We start from the raw sequence: 16,385 nt of genomic DNA on the forward strand, positions 1-16,385 counted from the left end.
GCGGTGGCTCAGCCGCGTCCGAACAGCCGCAGCCGGTGCGCCACCGCCGCCGCCTCCCCCCGCGCCGCCACCCCCAGCTTCGCCAGGATGTGGGACACGTGCACGCTCGCCGTCTTCGGCGAGATGAAGAGCTCCTCCGCGATCTGCCTGTTGCTCCGCCCCGCCGCCACCAGCCGCAGCACGTCCGCCTCCCGCGCCGTCAGCCCCAGCGCCTCCGCGGGATCCTCCGGTTCCGTGGCGGCGGCATCCGCGGTCAGGGCGATCCCGGCGCGCGCGGCCAGCGCCTCGGCGTCGCGGGCGAGCCCGGCCGCGCCGAGTGCCGCCGCCGCGTCGTACGCCCGCCGCAGCGCCTCCGCCGCATCGTCGCGTGCCGCGCGGTCGCGTGCCGCGCCGGCGGCCGGGCCACCCGCGAGCACCGACTCCGCCCGGCGGCAGCGGGTCAGCGCCTGCTCGTACGGCCACTCCAGATCCGCCCACGCCGCCTCGGCCTCCGCCCAGCGCGCCGTCGCGTCGCGGCCCTCCGCCGCGAACAGCTCCGCCTCCGTCATCAGCGCCTGCGCCTCCCACGGCGCCGCGAACCGCGGCAGGCTGCGCATCGCCGAGCGGATCCGGGCCAGCGCCGCCGCCCGCCCCGCCTCCGCCGCGGGCAGCGCGCGCAGCCGGGCCTCGGCGGCGGCCGCGGCGTAGAGCAGCGGCCAGGCGTAGCGCTGCATGCCCAGCCGCAGCCCGTCGCCGACCGCCTGCCGGAACGCGGCGCGCATCTCGGCGACCCGCCCCTCCGCGGCGGCCAGCGCGATCACCAGCCCGGCCCGCGGCAGCTCGTACTGCGGCTGCCGGTCGTCCCCGAACTCCTCCCGGGCGGCGGCCAGTTCCCGGCGCACCAGGGTGTGATCCCCGCGCAGCAGCGCCAGCAGCGCCCGGCTCAGCACCGCGCTGCCGCGCGACTGCGCGCTGCGCGCGGTGCGGAACTGCGCGGCCATGGCCTCCTCGGCCTCGGTCCAGCGGCCCAGCGACAGCAGCGCGTGGGCGTGGTTGCCGTGGCTGAGGGAGAGGAAGACGGCGAGCCCCGAGTCGGCCAGCGCCCCGACCGCCTCCTCCGCCGCGGCCACCGCCTCCCGGGTCCGGCCGACGCTTTCGAGGGCCCCGGGCAGGTTCGCGTACGCCCGCGCCGCGGCCACCACCAGGCCGCCGGCCAGCGCCCGCTCCCGTACGGCGTGGAACTCGGCGATGCCGCCCTCGACGTCGCCGGACTGGACCCTCATCCAGGCCAGCGGGATGCGCACGGTCAGCTCGGTCTCGTCCGCGCCGACCAGCCGGGCCAGTTGCACGGCGCGCTCCGCGGCCTCGATCGCGCCGGCCCCCGGGGTGCGCAGCGCCTCCCAGTTGGCGATATCGGCGAGCACCAGCGCGTGGACCGGCGACGGCGGCAGGCCGCGGACCAGTTCCTGCGCCCGGCGAAGCTCCTCCCGGCCGTCGCCGCGGCCGAGGGACTGCAGACAGCGGGCGCGCTCGACCCTGAACCACGCGGCGCGCAGGGGTGCGCGGGTGCCGAGCAGCCGCAGCGCGCGGTCGCCGAGCGTGATCGCCCTGCCGTAGGCGGAGGCGAGCCGGGCCGCCACCACCGTCTCGGCCAGCAGGTCGGCGAACTCCGGGCGCTCGGCCCGGGGGTAGACGCCGCCGGAGTCGGGCACGGTACGGGCCTCGGGCGGGGCCTCGTCCCACAGCGCGACGGCCCGCTCCAGCAGCCCGAGCTGGTCGGCGAACGCGTGCCGGGCGCGGGCGTCCGCGGCGGCGGCGAGGACGGCGGGCAGGGCGCGGGCGGGATCGCCCGCCAGATACCAGTAGCCGGCCAGCCGGGCCGGGCGCTCGTCGGCCCGTACGAGCCCGGGGTCGGCCTCCAGCGCCTCGGCGAAGCGGCGGCTGAGGCGGGCACGCTCGCCGGGCAGCAGGTCGTCGGAGACGGCTTCGCGCATGAGGGCGTGCCGGAAGCGGTAGGCGTCCACGCGCGCGTCGGCGGGGAGCAGCACCCCGGCGCCGATGGCGGTGCGCAGCGCGTCGAACAGCTCGTCCTCGCCGAGGCCCGAGACGGCGGCCAGGAGCGGGGTGTCGACGCGGTCGCCGCCGACCGCCGCCAGCGCGACGATCCGCCGGGCGGGGTCCGGCAGCGCCTCGGCCCGTACGAGCAGCAGGTCGCGCAGCGTCTCGCCGATCCCGGCCGCGGGCCGGCCGAGGGCCGCACCGCCGGCACCGTCCGCAGCGCCCTCCTCCCCCGCGCCGATGCCCGCGACCAGCTCCTCGACGAAGAAGGCGTTGCCGTCCGAGCGCCCGTAGATCTCCGCCACCAGCTCCTCCGGCGGCTCACCGCCGCGCAGCCCGGCGAGCTGGCTGCGCACCTCGTCACGGCTGAAGCGGTCCAGCTCGAAGCGGCGTACGGCGCGCAGCCGGTCCAGCTCGGCGAGGGCCGGGCGCAGCGGATGGCGGCGGTGCAGGTCGTCGGAGCGGTAGGTGGTGACGAAGAGCAGCCGGGCGGCCTGGACGGAGCGCAGCAGATAGCCGAGCAGTTCACGGGTGGAGTGGTCGGCCCAGTGGAGGTCCTCGACGACGAGCACGAGCACCTGCTCGCCGGCCAGCCTCTCCAGCATCCGGGCGGCGAGTTCGTACAGCCGCGCCCGCCCGGCCTCGCCCTGCGCGGCGGCCGGCAGGCCGGGGAGCGGCCCCAGCTCCGGCAGCAGCCGGGCCAGCTCGCCCTCCTGTCCGGCGACGGCGTCGTCCAGCCGGCGGCCGAGGCGGCGGCGCAGGGCGCGCAGCGCGGTGGAGAAGGGCGCGAAGGGCAGGCCGTCGGCGCCGGACTCGATGCAGTTGCCGACGGCGGCGACCGCCCCGGCGGCCTCGGCGCGGGCCAGGAACTCCTCCACCAGCCGGGACTTGCCGACGCCCGCCTCCCCGCCCACGAGTACGGCGCCCGGCTCGCCCGCGGCGGCCCGCTCGTACGCCTCCGTCAGCGCACGAAGCTCCGCGCCGCGGCCGACGAACACCCGGCCGCCGGGCCGTATGCCGGCGCCCGCGCCGGCCGGGTTCACGGTCTTCGGGGACTCCACGCGACCGAGCATCGCACGTCACGTGCCCGGGGCGGGACGCGGCCGGGGGTCTCCGCGGACCCCGGCGGTAAGGCGCCGCGGGTGGCCGTAGGAGGGGGCCTTAGGCCCTGCGGGCCCGCTGAGGCGGGCATCTAAGGCTCCGCGTACCCGGAGATGAGGAAGTCTCCCGATGTGCCGCACCCCCCTGGGAGAGGAGTCTTGAGGCACAGGGAGAACACGGCAGGAAGCCGACTCACAGGGGAGCGAAGATGTACGACTACGAGATCCACCGGGCCCGGTCCGCCGAGCTGCGCCGCAGCGCCGCCGAGTACCGGATGGCGCGCAGCGCCGCCGCCGCCCGCCGGGCGGCCCGGCGGCGGGACACCGGCGCGGGCGGTGCCGTCCGCCGCGGGAACTGGGTGAAGGCGGCCTGAGCAGTGGCCGCCCCGCCGGTACCTGTCGCCGGGGCCGAGGCACATGACATCCTCGGCGGTGTGAGAGCCGTCCGCCTCAGCCCCGTCCTCGCAGGCCGCACGGAAGAACTGAAGACTCTCGACGCCGCGCTCGCCCGCGCCTCCGCGGGCGAGCCGCAGGCGTTCGTGGTGGCGGGCGAGGCCGGCGTCGGCAAGACGCGGCTGGTGGAGGAGTTCCTGGGCGCGGCGCGCGCCGCCGGCGCGGTGACCGCGGCCGGCGGCTGCGTCGAACTCGGCGCGGACGGGCTGCCGTTCGCGCCGTTCACGACCGCCCTGCGGGTCCTGCAGCGCGAGCTGGGCGACGAGGCGATCTCCGCGGCCGTCGCCGGGCGCGAGGAGGAGCTGTCCCGGCTGCTGCCCGACTCCTCGTACGCGCCCCCGTCCGGCGGGCCCCCGCACGAACGCGACGGGCGCACCCGCCTCTTCGAGCTGACCGCCCAGAGCCTGGAGCGGCTGGCCGCCGACCGCACCGTGGTCCTCGCCCTGGAGGATCTGCACTGGTCCGACCGCTCCACCCGCGAGCTGCTCTCCTACCTCTTCCGCACCCTGCAGGCCACCCGGCTGGTGCTGCTGGCGACGTACCGCTCCGACGACGTCCACCGCCGCCACCCCCTGCGCCCCTTCCTCGCCGAGCTGGACCGGCTGCGCTCCGTGCGCCGCATCGAGCTGGCCCCGCTCAGCCGCGACGAGGTCGCCGCCCAGCTCACCGGCATCCACGGCACCGTGCCCAGGCCCACCCACGTCGACGACATCTTCCGGCGCAGCGAGGGCAACCCGTTCTTCGTCGAGGAGCTCTCGGCCAACCCGGACTGCAGCATCAGCGAGTCGCTGCGCGACCTGCTGCTCGTCCGCGTCGAGCGGCTGACCGAGCCCGCGCAGCGGGTGGTGCGGGTCGCCGCGGAGGCCGGCAGCCACGCGGAGCACGCGCTGCTGGCCGCGGTCACCGGCGAGGGCGAGGACGCGCTGCTGGAGTCGCTGCGCGAGGCCGTCGCCGACAACGTGCTCGTACCCGACGAGGACGGCGAGTCGTACCGCTTCCGGCACGCGCTGCTGCGCGAGGCGGTCCGCGACGACCTGCTGCCCGGTGAGCGCTCCCGGCTCAACCGCCGCTATGCCGAGGTCCTCCAGGCCGATCCCACGCTCGTCCGGGCCGAGCAGCGGCTCACCCGCATCGCCCGGCACTGGCACCACGGCCGGGACAGTGCGCGGGCGCTGCCCGCGGTGCTCGCGGCGGCGGTGGAGGCACGCTGCCGGCACGCGTTCGCCGAACAGTACGAACTGCTGAAGCGGGCGATGGAGCTGTGGGACGACGTGCCCGGCGAGGTACGCGCCCGGCTGCGGCCCGCGGACGGGATCGATGACTACGAACCTGACGCGCCGGACTCCCCGCTCACCGAGCTGGACCTGCTCGCCGAGACCGTCGTCGCCGCCCGGCTCGCGGACGAGCAGGAACGGGCGCTGGGGCTGACCCGGCGGGCGCTGGAGGCCATCGACGAGACGGCCGATCCGCTGCGCACGGCGTGGTTCTGGGTGCAGCGGCACTGGCTGGTGGAGCAACTGGCGCGCGGCGACGGCCGCGCCGAGCTGGACCACGCGCTGCGGCTGGTGCGCGACCTGCCGCCGTCGCGGGTGCCGGCGCTGGCGCTGACGGCCGCGGCGAGCTGGGAGATGCTGCACCGGCCCGGCCGCCCGGAAGGGCTGGCGGCCGCCGAACTGGCGGTACGGACCGCCGCCGCGGCCGGCGAGGAGAACCTGGAGCTGAACGCCCGGGTGATGCTGGGCATCCACCTGGAGGACTCCGGGCAGGAGAACGCCGGCCTGGAGATCCTGCGCGAGGCCCGCGACCGGGCCCGGCGCAGCGGGGACTACACGGCGGCGGCGCGGGCGGAGCTGAACCTGTCGGCGGCGCTGGAGAATCTGGGCCGCTCCCGGGAGGCGGCGGAGGCCGCGGCCGACGCGGTGCGGGCGGCGGCGAGCCGCGGACGGCGCGACAAGGTGGCGTTCTCCCTCGGCAACCAGGTGGACTCCCTGGTGGCGATGGGCCGCTGGGAGGAGGCGGAGCGCGTCGCCGACCGGGCGGAGCCGGACGCGGTCGTCGCGCTGACGTACGGCAATCTGGTGCAGGCGCGGGCCCGGCTGGCGCTGTTCCGCGGTGACGTGTCCCGGGCGGAGACGCTGCTCGCCGCCGCCCGGGACCGGCTCGGGCCGCAGCAGATGCAGCCGCAGATGGCGATCCCGCTCAGCACCCTGACGGCGGCGGTCGCGGCGGCCCGCGGCGACCTGGCGGGCGCCCGCGAGGAGGCGGCCCGCACCATCGACGCCGGTCTCGCGCCGGGCGTCCACCGGTATGCCTGGCTGCTGCTGATCGTCGCGGCGGAGGCCGAGGGGGACGGGCGGCGGGTCCCGGCGTTCGCACGGGGCGGCGCGGCGGCGCTGGCGCGGATCCGCGCCGCCGCGGCGGGGCTGCCCTGTTCGGCGCCGGTATGGGCGGCGCACGCCCTCTTCCTCACCGCCCACGCGTCCCGCGCCGCCGGCGACCCCGACCCGCTGCCGTGGGCCGCGGCGGCGGCCGCGTTCGAGCCGCTGGAGCGGCCCTATGAGCTGGCCCGGGTACGGCACCGGTGGGCGGAGGCCCTGCTCGCCGCCGGTGACCGGGAGCAGGCGGCCGGCCTGCTGGCCGACGCCCACGCGACGGCCACCGCCCTCGGTGCCACCCCGTTGCGCACGGCGGTCACCGCCCTCGCCTCCCGCGCCCGCCTGCCTCTGGGCGGCCCGGAACCGGCTCCGTCGGACCCGGTCCGGGCGCTGGGGCTGACGTCGCGGGAGCAGGAGGTGCTGAAGCTGGTGACGGCGGGGCGCAGCAACCGGCAGATCGCCGAGGAACTGTTCATCTCGCCCAAGACGGCCAGCGTGCACGTATCCAACCTGATGGCGAAGCTGGGCGTCTCGGGCCGCGGCGAGGCGGCGGCGACGGCGCACCGCCTGCACCTCTTCGAGGACGCCTAGCGGTCCGCCTCGCCGTGTGCGGCGAGGACCGGCGGGCCACGGCGCAGCCGCCGAACGCGCGGGCGACGCCCGGGACCGGGGGACCGGTGCCGGGCGTCCGCCGGATGGACCGGTCGTATCCGGCCGTGCGGCCAGGTCCGGCCGGCGCGGCGCGTAAGGCACCTCAGGCGCCCGGCGGCGCGCGCCCCCCGCCGCCTTAGGCCGGTACGCGCCCGTAGGGCCGCCGGGTAAGGCGGCGGGGGCGCGGAGATGCGGAAGTCTCCCGATGTGGCGGACCCCCCTGGGCGGCGACGCTGGAGTCACACCGGAAGAGACCAGCCGAAACGCCGGGGAGACAGAGATGTTCGCGTACCAGATGCACGAGACCCGCTCCGCCGACCTGCGCCGCGAGGCGGCGCAGTACCGCCTCGCCCGCGAGGCCGCGGTCGCCCGCCGCGAGGAGCGCCGCGCGGCCCGCCGGGCGCGCGCCCTGGCCCGCTGGGTGAAGGCCGCGTGAGGTGACGGACGATGCCGCCGAAGGACCGCTCCACAGAGCGCCCCGCCCGCGCACCGCGGGCCGGGCGCTCTCGCCGGCCGTGGCCCCCTTCCCGGGCCCTCGCCGGGCTGCCCCCGTGGCGTAGCGCTGTGCGATGCTCTCCACTGTGACGATCTCGTGCGTGAGCCCTGTGCTCGTCGGCCGGGCCGACGAACTGCGCTCCCTCGGCGCCACGCTGGAGCGGGCCGACGCCGGCGTGCCGCAGGCCGTGCTGGTCGGCGGCGAAGCCGGGGTGGGCAAGACCCGGCTGCTGGAGGAGTTCGCCGGCCGCGCCGAGCGGGCGGGCGCCGTGGTCGCGGTCGGCGGCTGTCTGGAGCTGGGCGCCGAAGGACTGCCGTTCGCGCCGTTCGCCACCGCCCTGCGTGCGCTGCACCGTGCGCTCGGCGACGAGCTGGCGGACGCCGCCCGCGGCGGCGAGGCCGAGCTGGCCCGGCTGCTGCCCGAGCTGGCCGGGGCCGGCGGCGGGGCGGAGCCCGGGGACCGGCACGACGCCGACGCCAAGGCCCGGCTCTTCGAGCACGCCGCCCGGCTGCTGGAGAGGCTGGCCGACGGGCGGACGGTGGTGCTGGCGCTGGAGGACCTGCACTGGTCCGACCGCTCCACCCGCGAGCTGCTGGGCTATCTCATCCGGTCCCTCCAGGGCGCCCGCGTGGTGCTGCTGGGCACATACCGCTCCGACGACATCCACCGCCGCCACCCCCTGCGCCCCTTCCTCGCCGAACTCGACCGGCTGCGCACGGTGCAGCGGCTGGAGCTGGCGCGCTTCACCCGCCGGGAGGTCATCGGCCAGCTCACCGCGATCCGCGGCACCGGCCCGCTGCCCCACCTGGTGGACACGATCTTCCAGCGCTCGGACGGCAACCCGTTCTTCGTCGAGGAGCTGACCGCTCTCCTGGACTGCGGCGGCTCACCCGACACGCTGTCGGAGTCGCTGCGCGATCTGCTGCTGGTACGGGTCGAGACGCTGCCGGAGGCGACGCAGCGGGTGCTGCGGACCGCCGCGGAGGCCGGCTCGACCGTGGAGTTCGGGCTGCTGCTCGCCGTGTCGGGGCAGGGCGAGGAGGAGCTGATCGAGGCGCTGCGGCCCGCCGTCGACGCCGGCATCCTGATTCCCGCGGCGGGCGGCCCGGGCACCGACAGCTTCCGCTTCCGGCACGCGCTGCTCCGTGAGGCCACCGGGGACGACCTGCTGCCCGGCGAGCGCTCCCGGCTGCACCGGCGCTACGCCGAGGCGCTGGCGGCCGACCCCTCGCTGGTCCGCGCGGAGGAGTACGCCGCCCGGCTGGCCAGCCACTGGTACGCCGCCCGCGACCCGGCCCGGGCGCTGCCCGCCGCGCTCAAGGCGGCGGACGAGGCGGGGATGCGGCACGCGTTCGCCGAGCAGCTCGCCATGCTGCGGCGGGCCGTCGAGCTGTGGGACGAGGTGCCGGACGCGCAGTTGCGCGAGTTGCCCGTCGCCCGCTACGCCGAGTCGTATCCGCTGTGCCGCTGCGCCGACGAACCCCATCTGCACTTCCTCGACCTGCTGGCCGAGGCCACGGTCGCCGCCCGGCTGGACGACGCGCACGAGCAGGCCCGCACCCTGACCCGCCGGGCGCTGGAACTGCTCGACGAAGCGCGGGAGCCGGAGCGTGCGGCGTGGTTCTGGCTGGAGCGGCAGTGGCAGATCGTCAACAGCGGCGGCGGCGACGGCTGGGCGGAGCTGGGCCGGGCGCAGGAACTGGTGGCCGGCCGCCCGCCCTCGCCGGTGAAGGCGGACGTGCTGGCGACGGCGGCGCTGTGGAAGATGCTGCACAGCCCGGCCCCGGCCAGCATCCCGCTGGCGGAGAGCGCGGTGGAGCAGGCCCGGCTGGTCGGCGCCGCGGAGGTGGAGCTGCACGCGCGGATCACGCTGGCGACGCTGCGGGCGCACGCCGCCGATGTCGACCGCGGCATCGCCGAGCTGTACGAGCTGCGCGAGGCCGCCGACCGCAGCGGGGCCCCGACCGTCATCGGCCGGGCGTACAACAACCTCGCGTCCGTCCTGGAGATGACCGGCCGGTCGCGCGAGGCCATCGAGGCGGCGCGAGCGGGTCTCGCGGCGGCCCGGAAGCAGGGCCTGCGCGACTCGATCGCCTTCATCGGGTGCAACATGGTCGACGCGATGATCTCCGTCGGCGAGTGGGATGCCGCCGAGGAGGACCTCGCCCGGCTGCGGTCGTACGGGGCCCAGGCCCGTACCCGCGCGTTCGCCACCCTGGCCGCCGCCTGGCTGGCGCTCTACCGCGGCCACCCGGACCGGGCCGGGGAACTGTTCTCCGCGGCGCGCGAGGAGGGCGGGGCGACGTTCGCGGAGCCGCAGAGCGCCTTCCGGGCGGTGCAGATCCAGTCGCGGATCCTGATGGAGCGCGGGCGGTACGACGAGGCGCGGGCGGTGCTCGCCGAGGGTCTGGCGAAACTGCCGGAGCTGGGGCACGAGTCGTATCTGTGGCAGTTGCTGGTCTCGGCCGCGGCGGCGGAGGGGGACGTGCGCGGTCTGCCGGGCACGGCGGCCGGGCGCGAGGACCTGCTGGACCGGCTGGAGCGCGCGGCGGGGCAGTTGGACACCCCGACGCCGGTGTGGGCGGCGTGGCGGCGGTACTTCACCGCGGAGCTGGAGCGGGCGCGGGGCCGCTCGGAGGTGGCGCTCTGGGAGGTGGCGGCGGCGGCGCTGGAGCCGCTGGAGCGGCCGTACGAACTGGGCTGGGTGCGCTACCGCTGGGCCGAGGCGCTGCTGGCGGGCGGTGCGTCCGCATCCGTACGGGAGCAGGCGGCGCACCTGCTCAGGCAGGTGCACGCGACGGCGGCGGCGCTGGGTGCGGCCCCGCTCGGCGACGGGGTGGAGCAGTTGGCGGCGCGGGCGAGGATCCCGCTCACGGACCCGGACGATGCCGCGGCGGGCGAACCGCAGGATCCGGCGGAGGCGCTCGGGCTGACGGCCCGGGAGACCGATGTCCTGCGGCTGGTCACCGCGGGCCGGAGCAACAGGCAGATCGCGGAGGAGCTGTTCATCTCACCGAAGACCGCCAGCGTGCACGTGTCCCATCTGATGGCGAAGCTCGGCGTCTCCAACCGCGGCGAAGCCGCCGCCCTGGCCCACCGCCTGCGCCTCTTCGAAAGCGTGTGACGCCCCGGCCGTACGCCCGCGGGGTGAGAGCCCCGCGCCACGGCGCCGCGGCGGACCGGCCGGGCGGCTCCCGCTGCCGCTCCGACAGGCCCGGGCCCGGAAACGCCGGCACCGCGGGCCGCTAGTCCTCGAACAGCCGCAGCCGGTGCGCCACCGCCGCCGCCTCGCCGCGGTTCGACACGCCGAGCTTCGCCATCAGATTGGACACGTGCACACTCGCCGTCTTGGGCGCGATGAACAGCTCCTCGGCGATCTCGCGGTTGCTCCGCCCCGCCGCCACCCGCCGCAGCACGTCGGTCTCCCGGGCCGTCAGGCCCAGCGACTCCACCGGATCCGCCGGCGGCCGGGACGCCGGGCCGAGGGGGACGCGGGCGCGGCCGGCGAGTTGTTCCACGGCCTCGCGGAGCGGGGCCGCGCCGAGGCGGACCGCCGTCGCATGCGCCTCGGCCAGCAGCGGCGTGGCGGTGTCGCGGGCCTGTCCGGCGCCGCCCGCGCCGTCGGTGAGCAGCGCCTCCGCCCGGCGGTACGCGACGTGCGCCAGCGTGTGCGGGTGGCCCAGCGGCTCGTACACCGCGGCGGCCTCCGCCCATACGCCGGGGTCGGCGACGCCGCGGGCGCGGGCCAGTTCGGCGGCGAAGAGGCGGGAATGCGGAGTCCACAGCGGCCCTTCGGCCGGCAGCTCCGAGGCCGCGTCCGCCAGCCGGGCCACGGTCGCGGCGCGCCGTTCCGCCGGCACGCCCGGGGCCCCGGCGACGTCCCCGGCCAGCCGGGCCCCGGCGACGAGAAGCTGCCAGACGTACGTCTCCTGGCCGGACTGCGGCAGCAGCGCGAGGTGCTGCTCCAGCAGGTCGAGCGCCTGCGGCGCCTGGCCCAGCGTCCGCAGCGCGCTCATCTCCACGGCGGCGAACGGCAGTTCGTACTGCGGCTCGCCGTCGTTCCGCCCGCGGTACCGGCGGGCGGCGGCGATCAGCTCCGGCACCAGCTCGAACTCCCCGCGCAGCAGCGCGAGCTCGGCCCGCCGCAGCGCCACCGACGCGGCGGTGCGGGAGCCGGCCGCGTACCGCATCCACTCCTGGCGGATCTGCTCGGCGCGGTCCCACTCGCCCAGCGAGGTCAGGGACTCCACCACGTTGAGCGCGGCGAAGGCCGCGGAGTCGTACAGCCCGCGGGCGTACATGTCCGTGATCCCGGCGAGGCCCGCCTCGACCGCCTCCGCGGACCGCCCCGCCTTCTCCAGCGCGTCGCAGAGGTTGATGCACGCGCGGCCCATCTGGCGGTGGGCGCCGCGCTGCCCGGCCAGCTCCCGGATCTCGTACAGCTCGGCGATCCAGGCGTCGGGGTCGCCCTTGGCCGAGCGCAGGGTGCACAGGGTGATCCGCGCGCCCAGCTCGACCTCCCCGGCGCCCACCTGGCGGGCCAGCTCGACGGCCCGCTCGGCGAGCGCCATGCTGTCCTGGTCGGAGGCGTGCAGCAGCTCCCACATCGCCACGTGCGCCAGGACGTCGGCGTGGGTGGCCGAGGCCGGCAGGTCGTGCACCAGCTCGTGCGCCCGGGTCAGCTCCGCGCGGCCGTCGCCGCGGCCGGCGAGGGCGATGAGCTTGGAGCGCTCCATCCAGAACCAGGCGGCGCGCAGCGGATCCCGCGTCTCGTCGAGGACCTTGAGCGCCTTCTTCACGAACTTCAGCGCCGACTCCCACTGGTGGTCCAGCCGGGCCGCGAACGCGGCGTGCGCCAGGAGATCGACCAGGTGCAGCTCGATCTCCTCCGGGCGGTCCCCGCAGCCGCACGGCGGATACGACTCCAGACCGCCCTGCGAGGGCAGGCCGCGGCGCTCCTCCGGCGACACCTCGTCCCACAGCTCCAGCGCCCGCTCCAGCAGCTTGAGCTGCTCGGCGTAGGCGTGCCGGGCGCGGGTTTCGAGGGCGGCGTGGAGCACGGCGGGCAGGGCCTTGGCGGGATCACGCGCGTAGTACCAGTAGCTCGCCAGGCGGGTGGCCCGCTCCTCCGCCGGGACCAGGAAGGGATCGTCCTCCAGGGCCTCGGCGTACCGCCGGCTGAGGCGGGTGCGCTCGCCGGGCAGCAGGTCGTCGAGCACGGCCTCGCGCAGCAGCGCGTGCCGGAAGCGGTATGCCTCGCCCTCCTCGTCGGGCACCAGCACGTTCGCCCCGACGGCGGCGCGCAGGCCCTCGATCAGCTCGTCCTCGCTGAGGCCGGAGACCACGGCCAGCAACGCGTGCGGGACGCGCGCGTTCCGCGCGGCGAGGCGCACCACGCGCTGGGCGCCCTCGGACAGCGCCTCGACCCGGACGAGCAGCAGATCGCGCAGGGAGTCGCTGAGCCGGCCGGCGTCGTCGCTGAGGGCCAGCTCCTCGACGAAGAAGGGGATGCCCTCGCTGCGCGCGTACACCTCGGCGGTCAGCTCGCGCTCGGGCTCGGCCACGCCGCGGATGCCGGCGAGCTGGCTGCGCACCTCGTCCTCACTGAGCCGGGCCAGCTCCAGCCGCTGCACGGAGCGCAGCCGGTCCAGCTCGGCGAGGAAGGGGCGCAGCGGATGGCGGCGGTGGACGTCGTCCGAGCGGTACGTCATGAGGACCACCAGGCGGGCGCCCTGGACCGACCGGACGAGATACCCGAGCAGCTCGCGGGTGGAGCGGTCCGCCCAGTGCAGGTCCTCCAGGGCCAGCACCACGGTGCGGCCGGCGGCCAGCCGCTCCAGCAGGCCGACGGTCAGCTCGAAGAGCCGGGCGCGGCTGTCCTGGCCGTGCGGCTCCTCGGTGACCGGACCCAGGTCGGGCAGCAGCCGGGCGAGCACCGGCTCCTGGCCGGCGGCCAGCTCCGTCAGCTCGGTACCGACCTTGCGGTGCAGCATGCGCAGCGCCGTGGCGAACGGGGCGAACGGCAGGCCGTCGGCGCCCAGCTCCAGACAGCCGCCGACCGCGGTGACCGCGCCGGCGTCCTGCGCGGCCTCCAAAAACTCGTCCAGCAGCCGGCTCTTGCCGACGCCCGCCTCGCCGCCCACGAGCAGCACCTGCGGCTCGCCGAGCGCGGCGCGGGCGAGTGCGGCGTCGAGGGTCTTCAACTCGTCATGACGGCCTGCGAACACCGGGCTGATGGATCGGCTCTGCACGCTGTCGAGCATCCCACGCTGCACTGACAGCGTGGAATCGGTTTTCTCACTGGCCGGGCACGGTGGGAAGGCCGGCGAAGACGTCGAAGCGCATCACGGCCGCGATCAGCAGCCCGAGCGCGCCGAGCACGAGCCCCGCGACGGCCACGGCCCGCACCCACACCACGGGCCGCAGGGCGGTGTCGCCGAAGGCCGGGCGGACCAGCACCGTCGCGGACACGATCAGGGCGACGACCGCGGTGAGGCCGTTGAACAGGGCGATGGTGTGCCAGGGGGTGCCGTAGGCGGCGGATATCTGCTCGGCGGCGGTGCCGTCGGCGGATTCGAGCTGGCCGGTCAGCTCCCGGCGGGCGGAGACGAGGTCGGCCAGCCAGGTGCCGGTCAGCGAGGCGAGGCCCAGGGCGGCACCCACGAGGGCCGCGGCGCCGACGGCCACGCCGGAGGGGGCGCGGGCGGCCGGGGGCAGGTCGCCGGGCTCGTCGTCGTCCGGGCCGGGACCGTCGTGGTGCTCGCCGGGCCCGGCGGCGCCGTCCCCGGCGGTCTCGTCGTACGCGGCTTCGACGGCGGGCGGCGCCCCGGCCGTGCCGGTGCCCTTCGCGGTGTCCGCGGCCCCCGTCGCCTCTGTGGCCTCCGCGGTGTCGTTCCCGGCGGCGCGGGCCGCCCGGTCGGTCTTCGGCAGTGCAGTCATGCCGCGACCGTAGGCGGCCCGTCTGAGAGACGTATTAACGGACGGCGGGCGCCCGCGGCAGCCCGATGTGCTCGGCCGCCGCCGGCTCCCCGGGCCCTTCGACGCCGATGCGCGGCAGCCGCCGCTCCAGCCAGCCCGGCAGCCACCAGTTGGCCCGGCCCAGGAGGCACATCAGCGCCGGTACGAGCAGCGTGCGCAGCACGAAGGCGTCCAGGGCCACCGCCGCGGCCAGCGCCACGCCGAACATCGCGATGATCCGGTCCCCGCCCAGCGCGAACGCCGAGAAGACCGCGATCATGATGAGTGCCGCGCAGTTGATCACCCGGCCGGTCTCGGCGAGCCCGACCCGTACCGCCCGCCTGTTGTCACGGGTCGCCCGCCACTCCTCGTACATCCTGCTGACCAGGAAGACCTGGTAGTCCATCGAGAGCCCGAAGAGCACGGAGATCATGATCACCGGCAGGAACGGCTCGATCGGACCCGTGGCGCCCAGCCCGAGCAGCCCGCTCCCCCAGCCCCACTGGAAGACCGCCACCACCACCCCGAAGGACGAGGTCACCGCCAGCACGTTCATCAGCGCGGCCTTCAGCGGCACGCCCACGCTGCGGAACGCCACCAGCAGCAGCAGGCAGCCCAGCGCGATCACGACACCGCCGAAGAGCGGCAGCTTGCCGACGATCACCTCGGCGAAGTCGTCCTGGCCCGCGGTGATCCCGCCGACGTGCACCTGCATCGCCGTGCCGTCGACGGCCTCGGGCAGCACGTCGGTGCGCAGCCGGTCCACGAGGTCCGAGGTCGCCTCGTCCTGCGGCGCGGTCGCCGGGGTGACGGTGATCACCCCGGTGCCCCCGCCCTGGCCGTGCACCGCGGCGGTGACGTCGGCGACGCCCGGGGTGCCGCTCAGCGTCTCCGGCAGCGAGTCGAAGGCCACCCGGTCGGCGGCGCCGTCGAGGCGGGCGGTGAGCGTGAGCGGGCCGTTGCTGCCGGGGCCGAAGCCGTCGGCCATCATGTCGTACGCCTGCCTGGTGGTGGCGCTTGCGGGATGGTTGCCCTGGTCGGAGCTGCCCAGGTGGAGCGCGGCGACGGGCAGCGCGAGGACGCCCATCAGCACCAGCGCGAGCGCGCCCAGCAGCCGCGGCCGGCGCTGCACCAGGGCCGCCCAGCGGGCGGCGAGCCCGCGCGGCACCTCGGGCCGCGGGCCGTGCTCGACCAGCGCGCGGCGCTCGCGGCGGCTGAGGGCCTTCATGCCGATGACCCCGAGCAGCGCCGGCAGCAGCGTGACCGAGGCGGCGACGGTGAGCACGACGGTCAGCGAGGCGGCGACGGCGACGCCGTTGAGGAAGTTCAGCCGCAGCACGAGCATGCCGAGCAGGGCGATGCACACGGTGACGCCGGCGAAGGCCACCGCCCGCCCGGCCGTGGCCACGGCGCGCTGCGCGGCCTCGCCGACCGGCAGCCCTTCGCGCAGGCCGCGGCGGTGTCTGGTGACGATGAACAGGGCGTAGTCGATGCCCACGCCGAGGCCGATGAGCATGCCGAGCATGGGCGCGAAGTCGGCGACTGCCATGGCGTGGCCGAGGAGGGTCACGCACCCGTACGCGGTGCCGACGCCGACGAGCGCGGTCGCGATCGGCAGCGCCATCGCGGCGAGCGAGCCGAAGGCGATGAAGAGCACCACGGCCGCGACGACGACCCCGACGGCCTCGCCGTAGTGCACGGACGGCGCCTGGAGCAGCCCGGCCCCGGGGCCGCCCACGGCGACCTCCAGACCGTCGCCGGACGCCGTCCCCGCGGTGTCGACGACCTTGCGGACGTCACCGGTGGCCAGGTCGTCCACGGCGTCCCGGTAGGTGACGGTGGCGTACGCCGTGCGCCCGTCGGCGCTGACCGCCCCGCCCTCGGCACCGCCGGAGCCGGTGGTGGCGGCGCCGCCGGGAACGTCGGCGGCGTACGAGCCGTCCGGCCCGGCCACCTCCGCGACCCCCGGCAGCCCGGCGATCTCGGTCAGCGCCGCGTCCATCCGCTGCGTGGTCTGCGCGTCGCGGACCCCGCCGTCGTCGTGCCACACGACGGTGTCCGCGGCGCCGTCGAGGCCGGGGAACGCTTCGGCGATGAGCACCTGCGCCCGCCCGGACTCGGTGCCCGGGACGTCGTAGTCGTTCGAGTAGGCGGGGCCCAGCAGGGCCGCCGCGACGGCCGTGCCCGCGAAGGCGGCGAACCAGAGCAGGACGACGACCAGGCGGCGGCGTAGACACCACCGGGCGAGACCGGACACGGGCGGCTCCCTGGGATATTCACGATCTTTCAGGGAGGTCGGCCCTCAAAGACTCTGCA

The 16,385-nt window shown here is 76.6% G+C and carries 8 protein-coding genes; 4 read left to right on the forward strand and 4 right to left on the reverse strand.

The window, feature by feature from the left end:
• Positions 1-8 precede the first annotated feature (8 nt).
• A complete protein-coding gene (locus I003_RS0113625) occupies positions 9-3,110 on the reverse strand; it encodes a helix-turn-helix transcriptional regulator (protein ID WP_027772038.1) in 3,102 nt (1,033 codons plus the stop codon).
• Between the two features lie 236 nt (positions 3,111-3,346).
• On the opposite strand from I003_RS0113625, the gene I003_RS36445 reads away from it, so the two are divergent.
• From I003_RS36445 to I003_RS0113645, 4 genes are all read left to right on the forward strand, one after another.
• Complete coding sequence (locus I003_RS36445) at positions 3,347-3,511, forward strand: hypothetical protein (RefSeq protein WP_199784298.1); 165 nt, start codon at positions 3,347-3,349, stop codon at positions 3,509-3,511.
• A gap of 3 nt (positions 3,512-3,514) precedes the next feature.
• Positions 3,515-6,556, forward strand: a complete 3,042-nt coding sequence (locus tag I003_RS0113635; protein ID WP_027772039.1) for a helix-turn-helix transcriptional regulator — start codon at positions 3,515-3,517, stop codon at positions 6,554-6,556.
• Positions 6,557-6,896: 340 nt separating this feature from the next.
• Entirely contained in the window at positions 6,897-7,052 is a 156-nt protein-coding gene (locus I003_RS36450; RefSeq protein WP_199784299.1) for a hypothetical protein, read from the forward strand.
• A gap of 169 nt (positions 7,053-7,221) precedes the next feature.
• Positions 7,222-10,236, forward strand: a complete 3,015-nt coding sequence (locus tag I003_RS0113645; RefSeq protein WP_027772040.1) for a helix-turn-helix transcriptional regulator — start codon at positions 7,222-7,224, stop codon at positions 10,234-10,236.
• A 121-nt stretch (positions 10,237-10,357) separates the two neighbouring features.
• Here the strand turns inward: I003_RS0113645 and I003_RS0113650 are convergent, their stop codons facing one another.
• The 3 genes from I003_RS0113650 to I003_RS0113660 are packed head-to-tail and all read right to left on the reverse strand — an operon-like array spanning position 10,358 to position 16,326.
• Positions 10,358-13,375 (reverse strand): helix-turn-helix transcriptional regulator, encoded by a 3,018-nt coding sequence (locus I003_RS0113650; RefSeq protein ID WP_051368232.1) that lies wholly within the window; start codon positions 13,373-13,375, stop codon positions 10,358-10,360.
• A 34-nt stretch (positions 13,376-13,409) separates the two neighbouring features.
• Complete coding sequence (locus tag I003_RS0113655; RefSeq protein ID WP_027772042.1) at positions 13,410-14,051, reverse strand: hypothetical protein; 642 nt, start codon at positions 14,049-14,051, stop codon at positions 13,410-13,412.
• Positions 14,052-14,085: 34 nt separating this feature from the next.
• The gene (locus I003_RS0113660) at positions 14,086-16,326 is read right to left on the reverse strand and encodes an MMPL family transporter (protein ID WP_027772043.1); all 2,241 of its coding nucleotides are present in this window, start codon (positions 16,324-16,326) and stop codon (positions 14,086-14,088) included.
• Positions 16,327-16,385 lie beyond the last annotated feature (59 nt).

It is taken from the genome of Streptomyces sp. CNQ329 (assembly GCF_000482585.1).

Excerpts from the sequence above, each read along its gene's own strand:
- I003_RS0113625 (WP_027772038.1), bottom strand. The coding sequence starts at position 3,110 with ATGCTCGGTCGCGTGGAGTCCCCGAAGACCGTGAACCCGGCCGGCGCG.
- I003_RS36445 (WP_199784298.1), top strand. The coding sequence starts at position 3,347 with ATGTACGACTACGAGATCCACCGGGCCCGGTCCGCCGAGCTGCGCCGC.
- I003_RS36450 (WP_199784299.1), top strand. The coding sequence starts at position 6,897 with ATGTTCGCGTACCAGATGCACGAGACCCGCTCCGCCGACCTGCGCCGC.
- I003_RS0113650 (WP_051368232.1), bottom strand. The coding sequence starts at position 13,375 with ATGCTCGACAGCGTGCAGAGCCGATCCATCAGCCCGGTGTTCGCAGGC.
- I003_RS0113655 (WP_027772042.1), bottom strand. The coding sequence starts at position 14,051 with ATGACTGCACTGCCGAAGACCGACCGGGCGGCCCGCGCCGCCGGGAAC.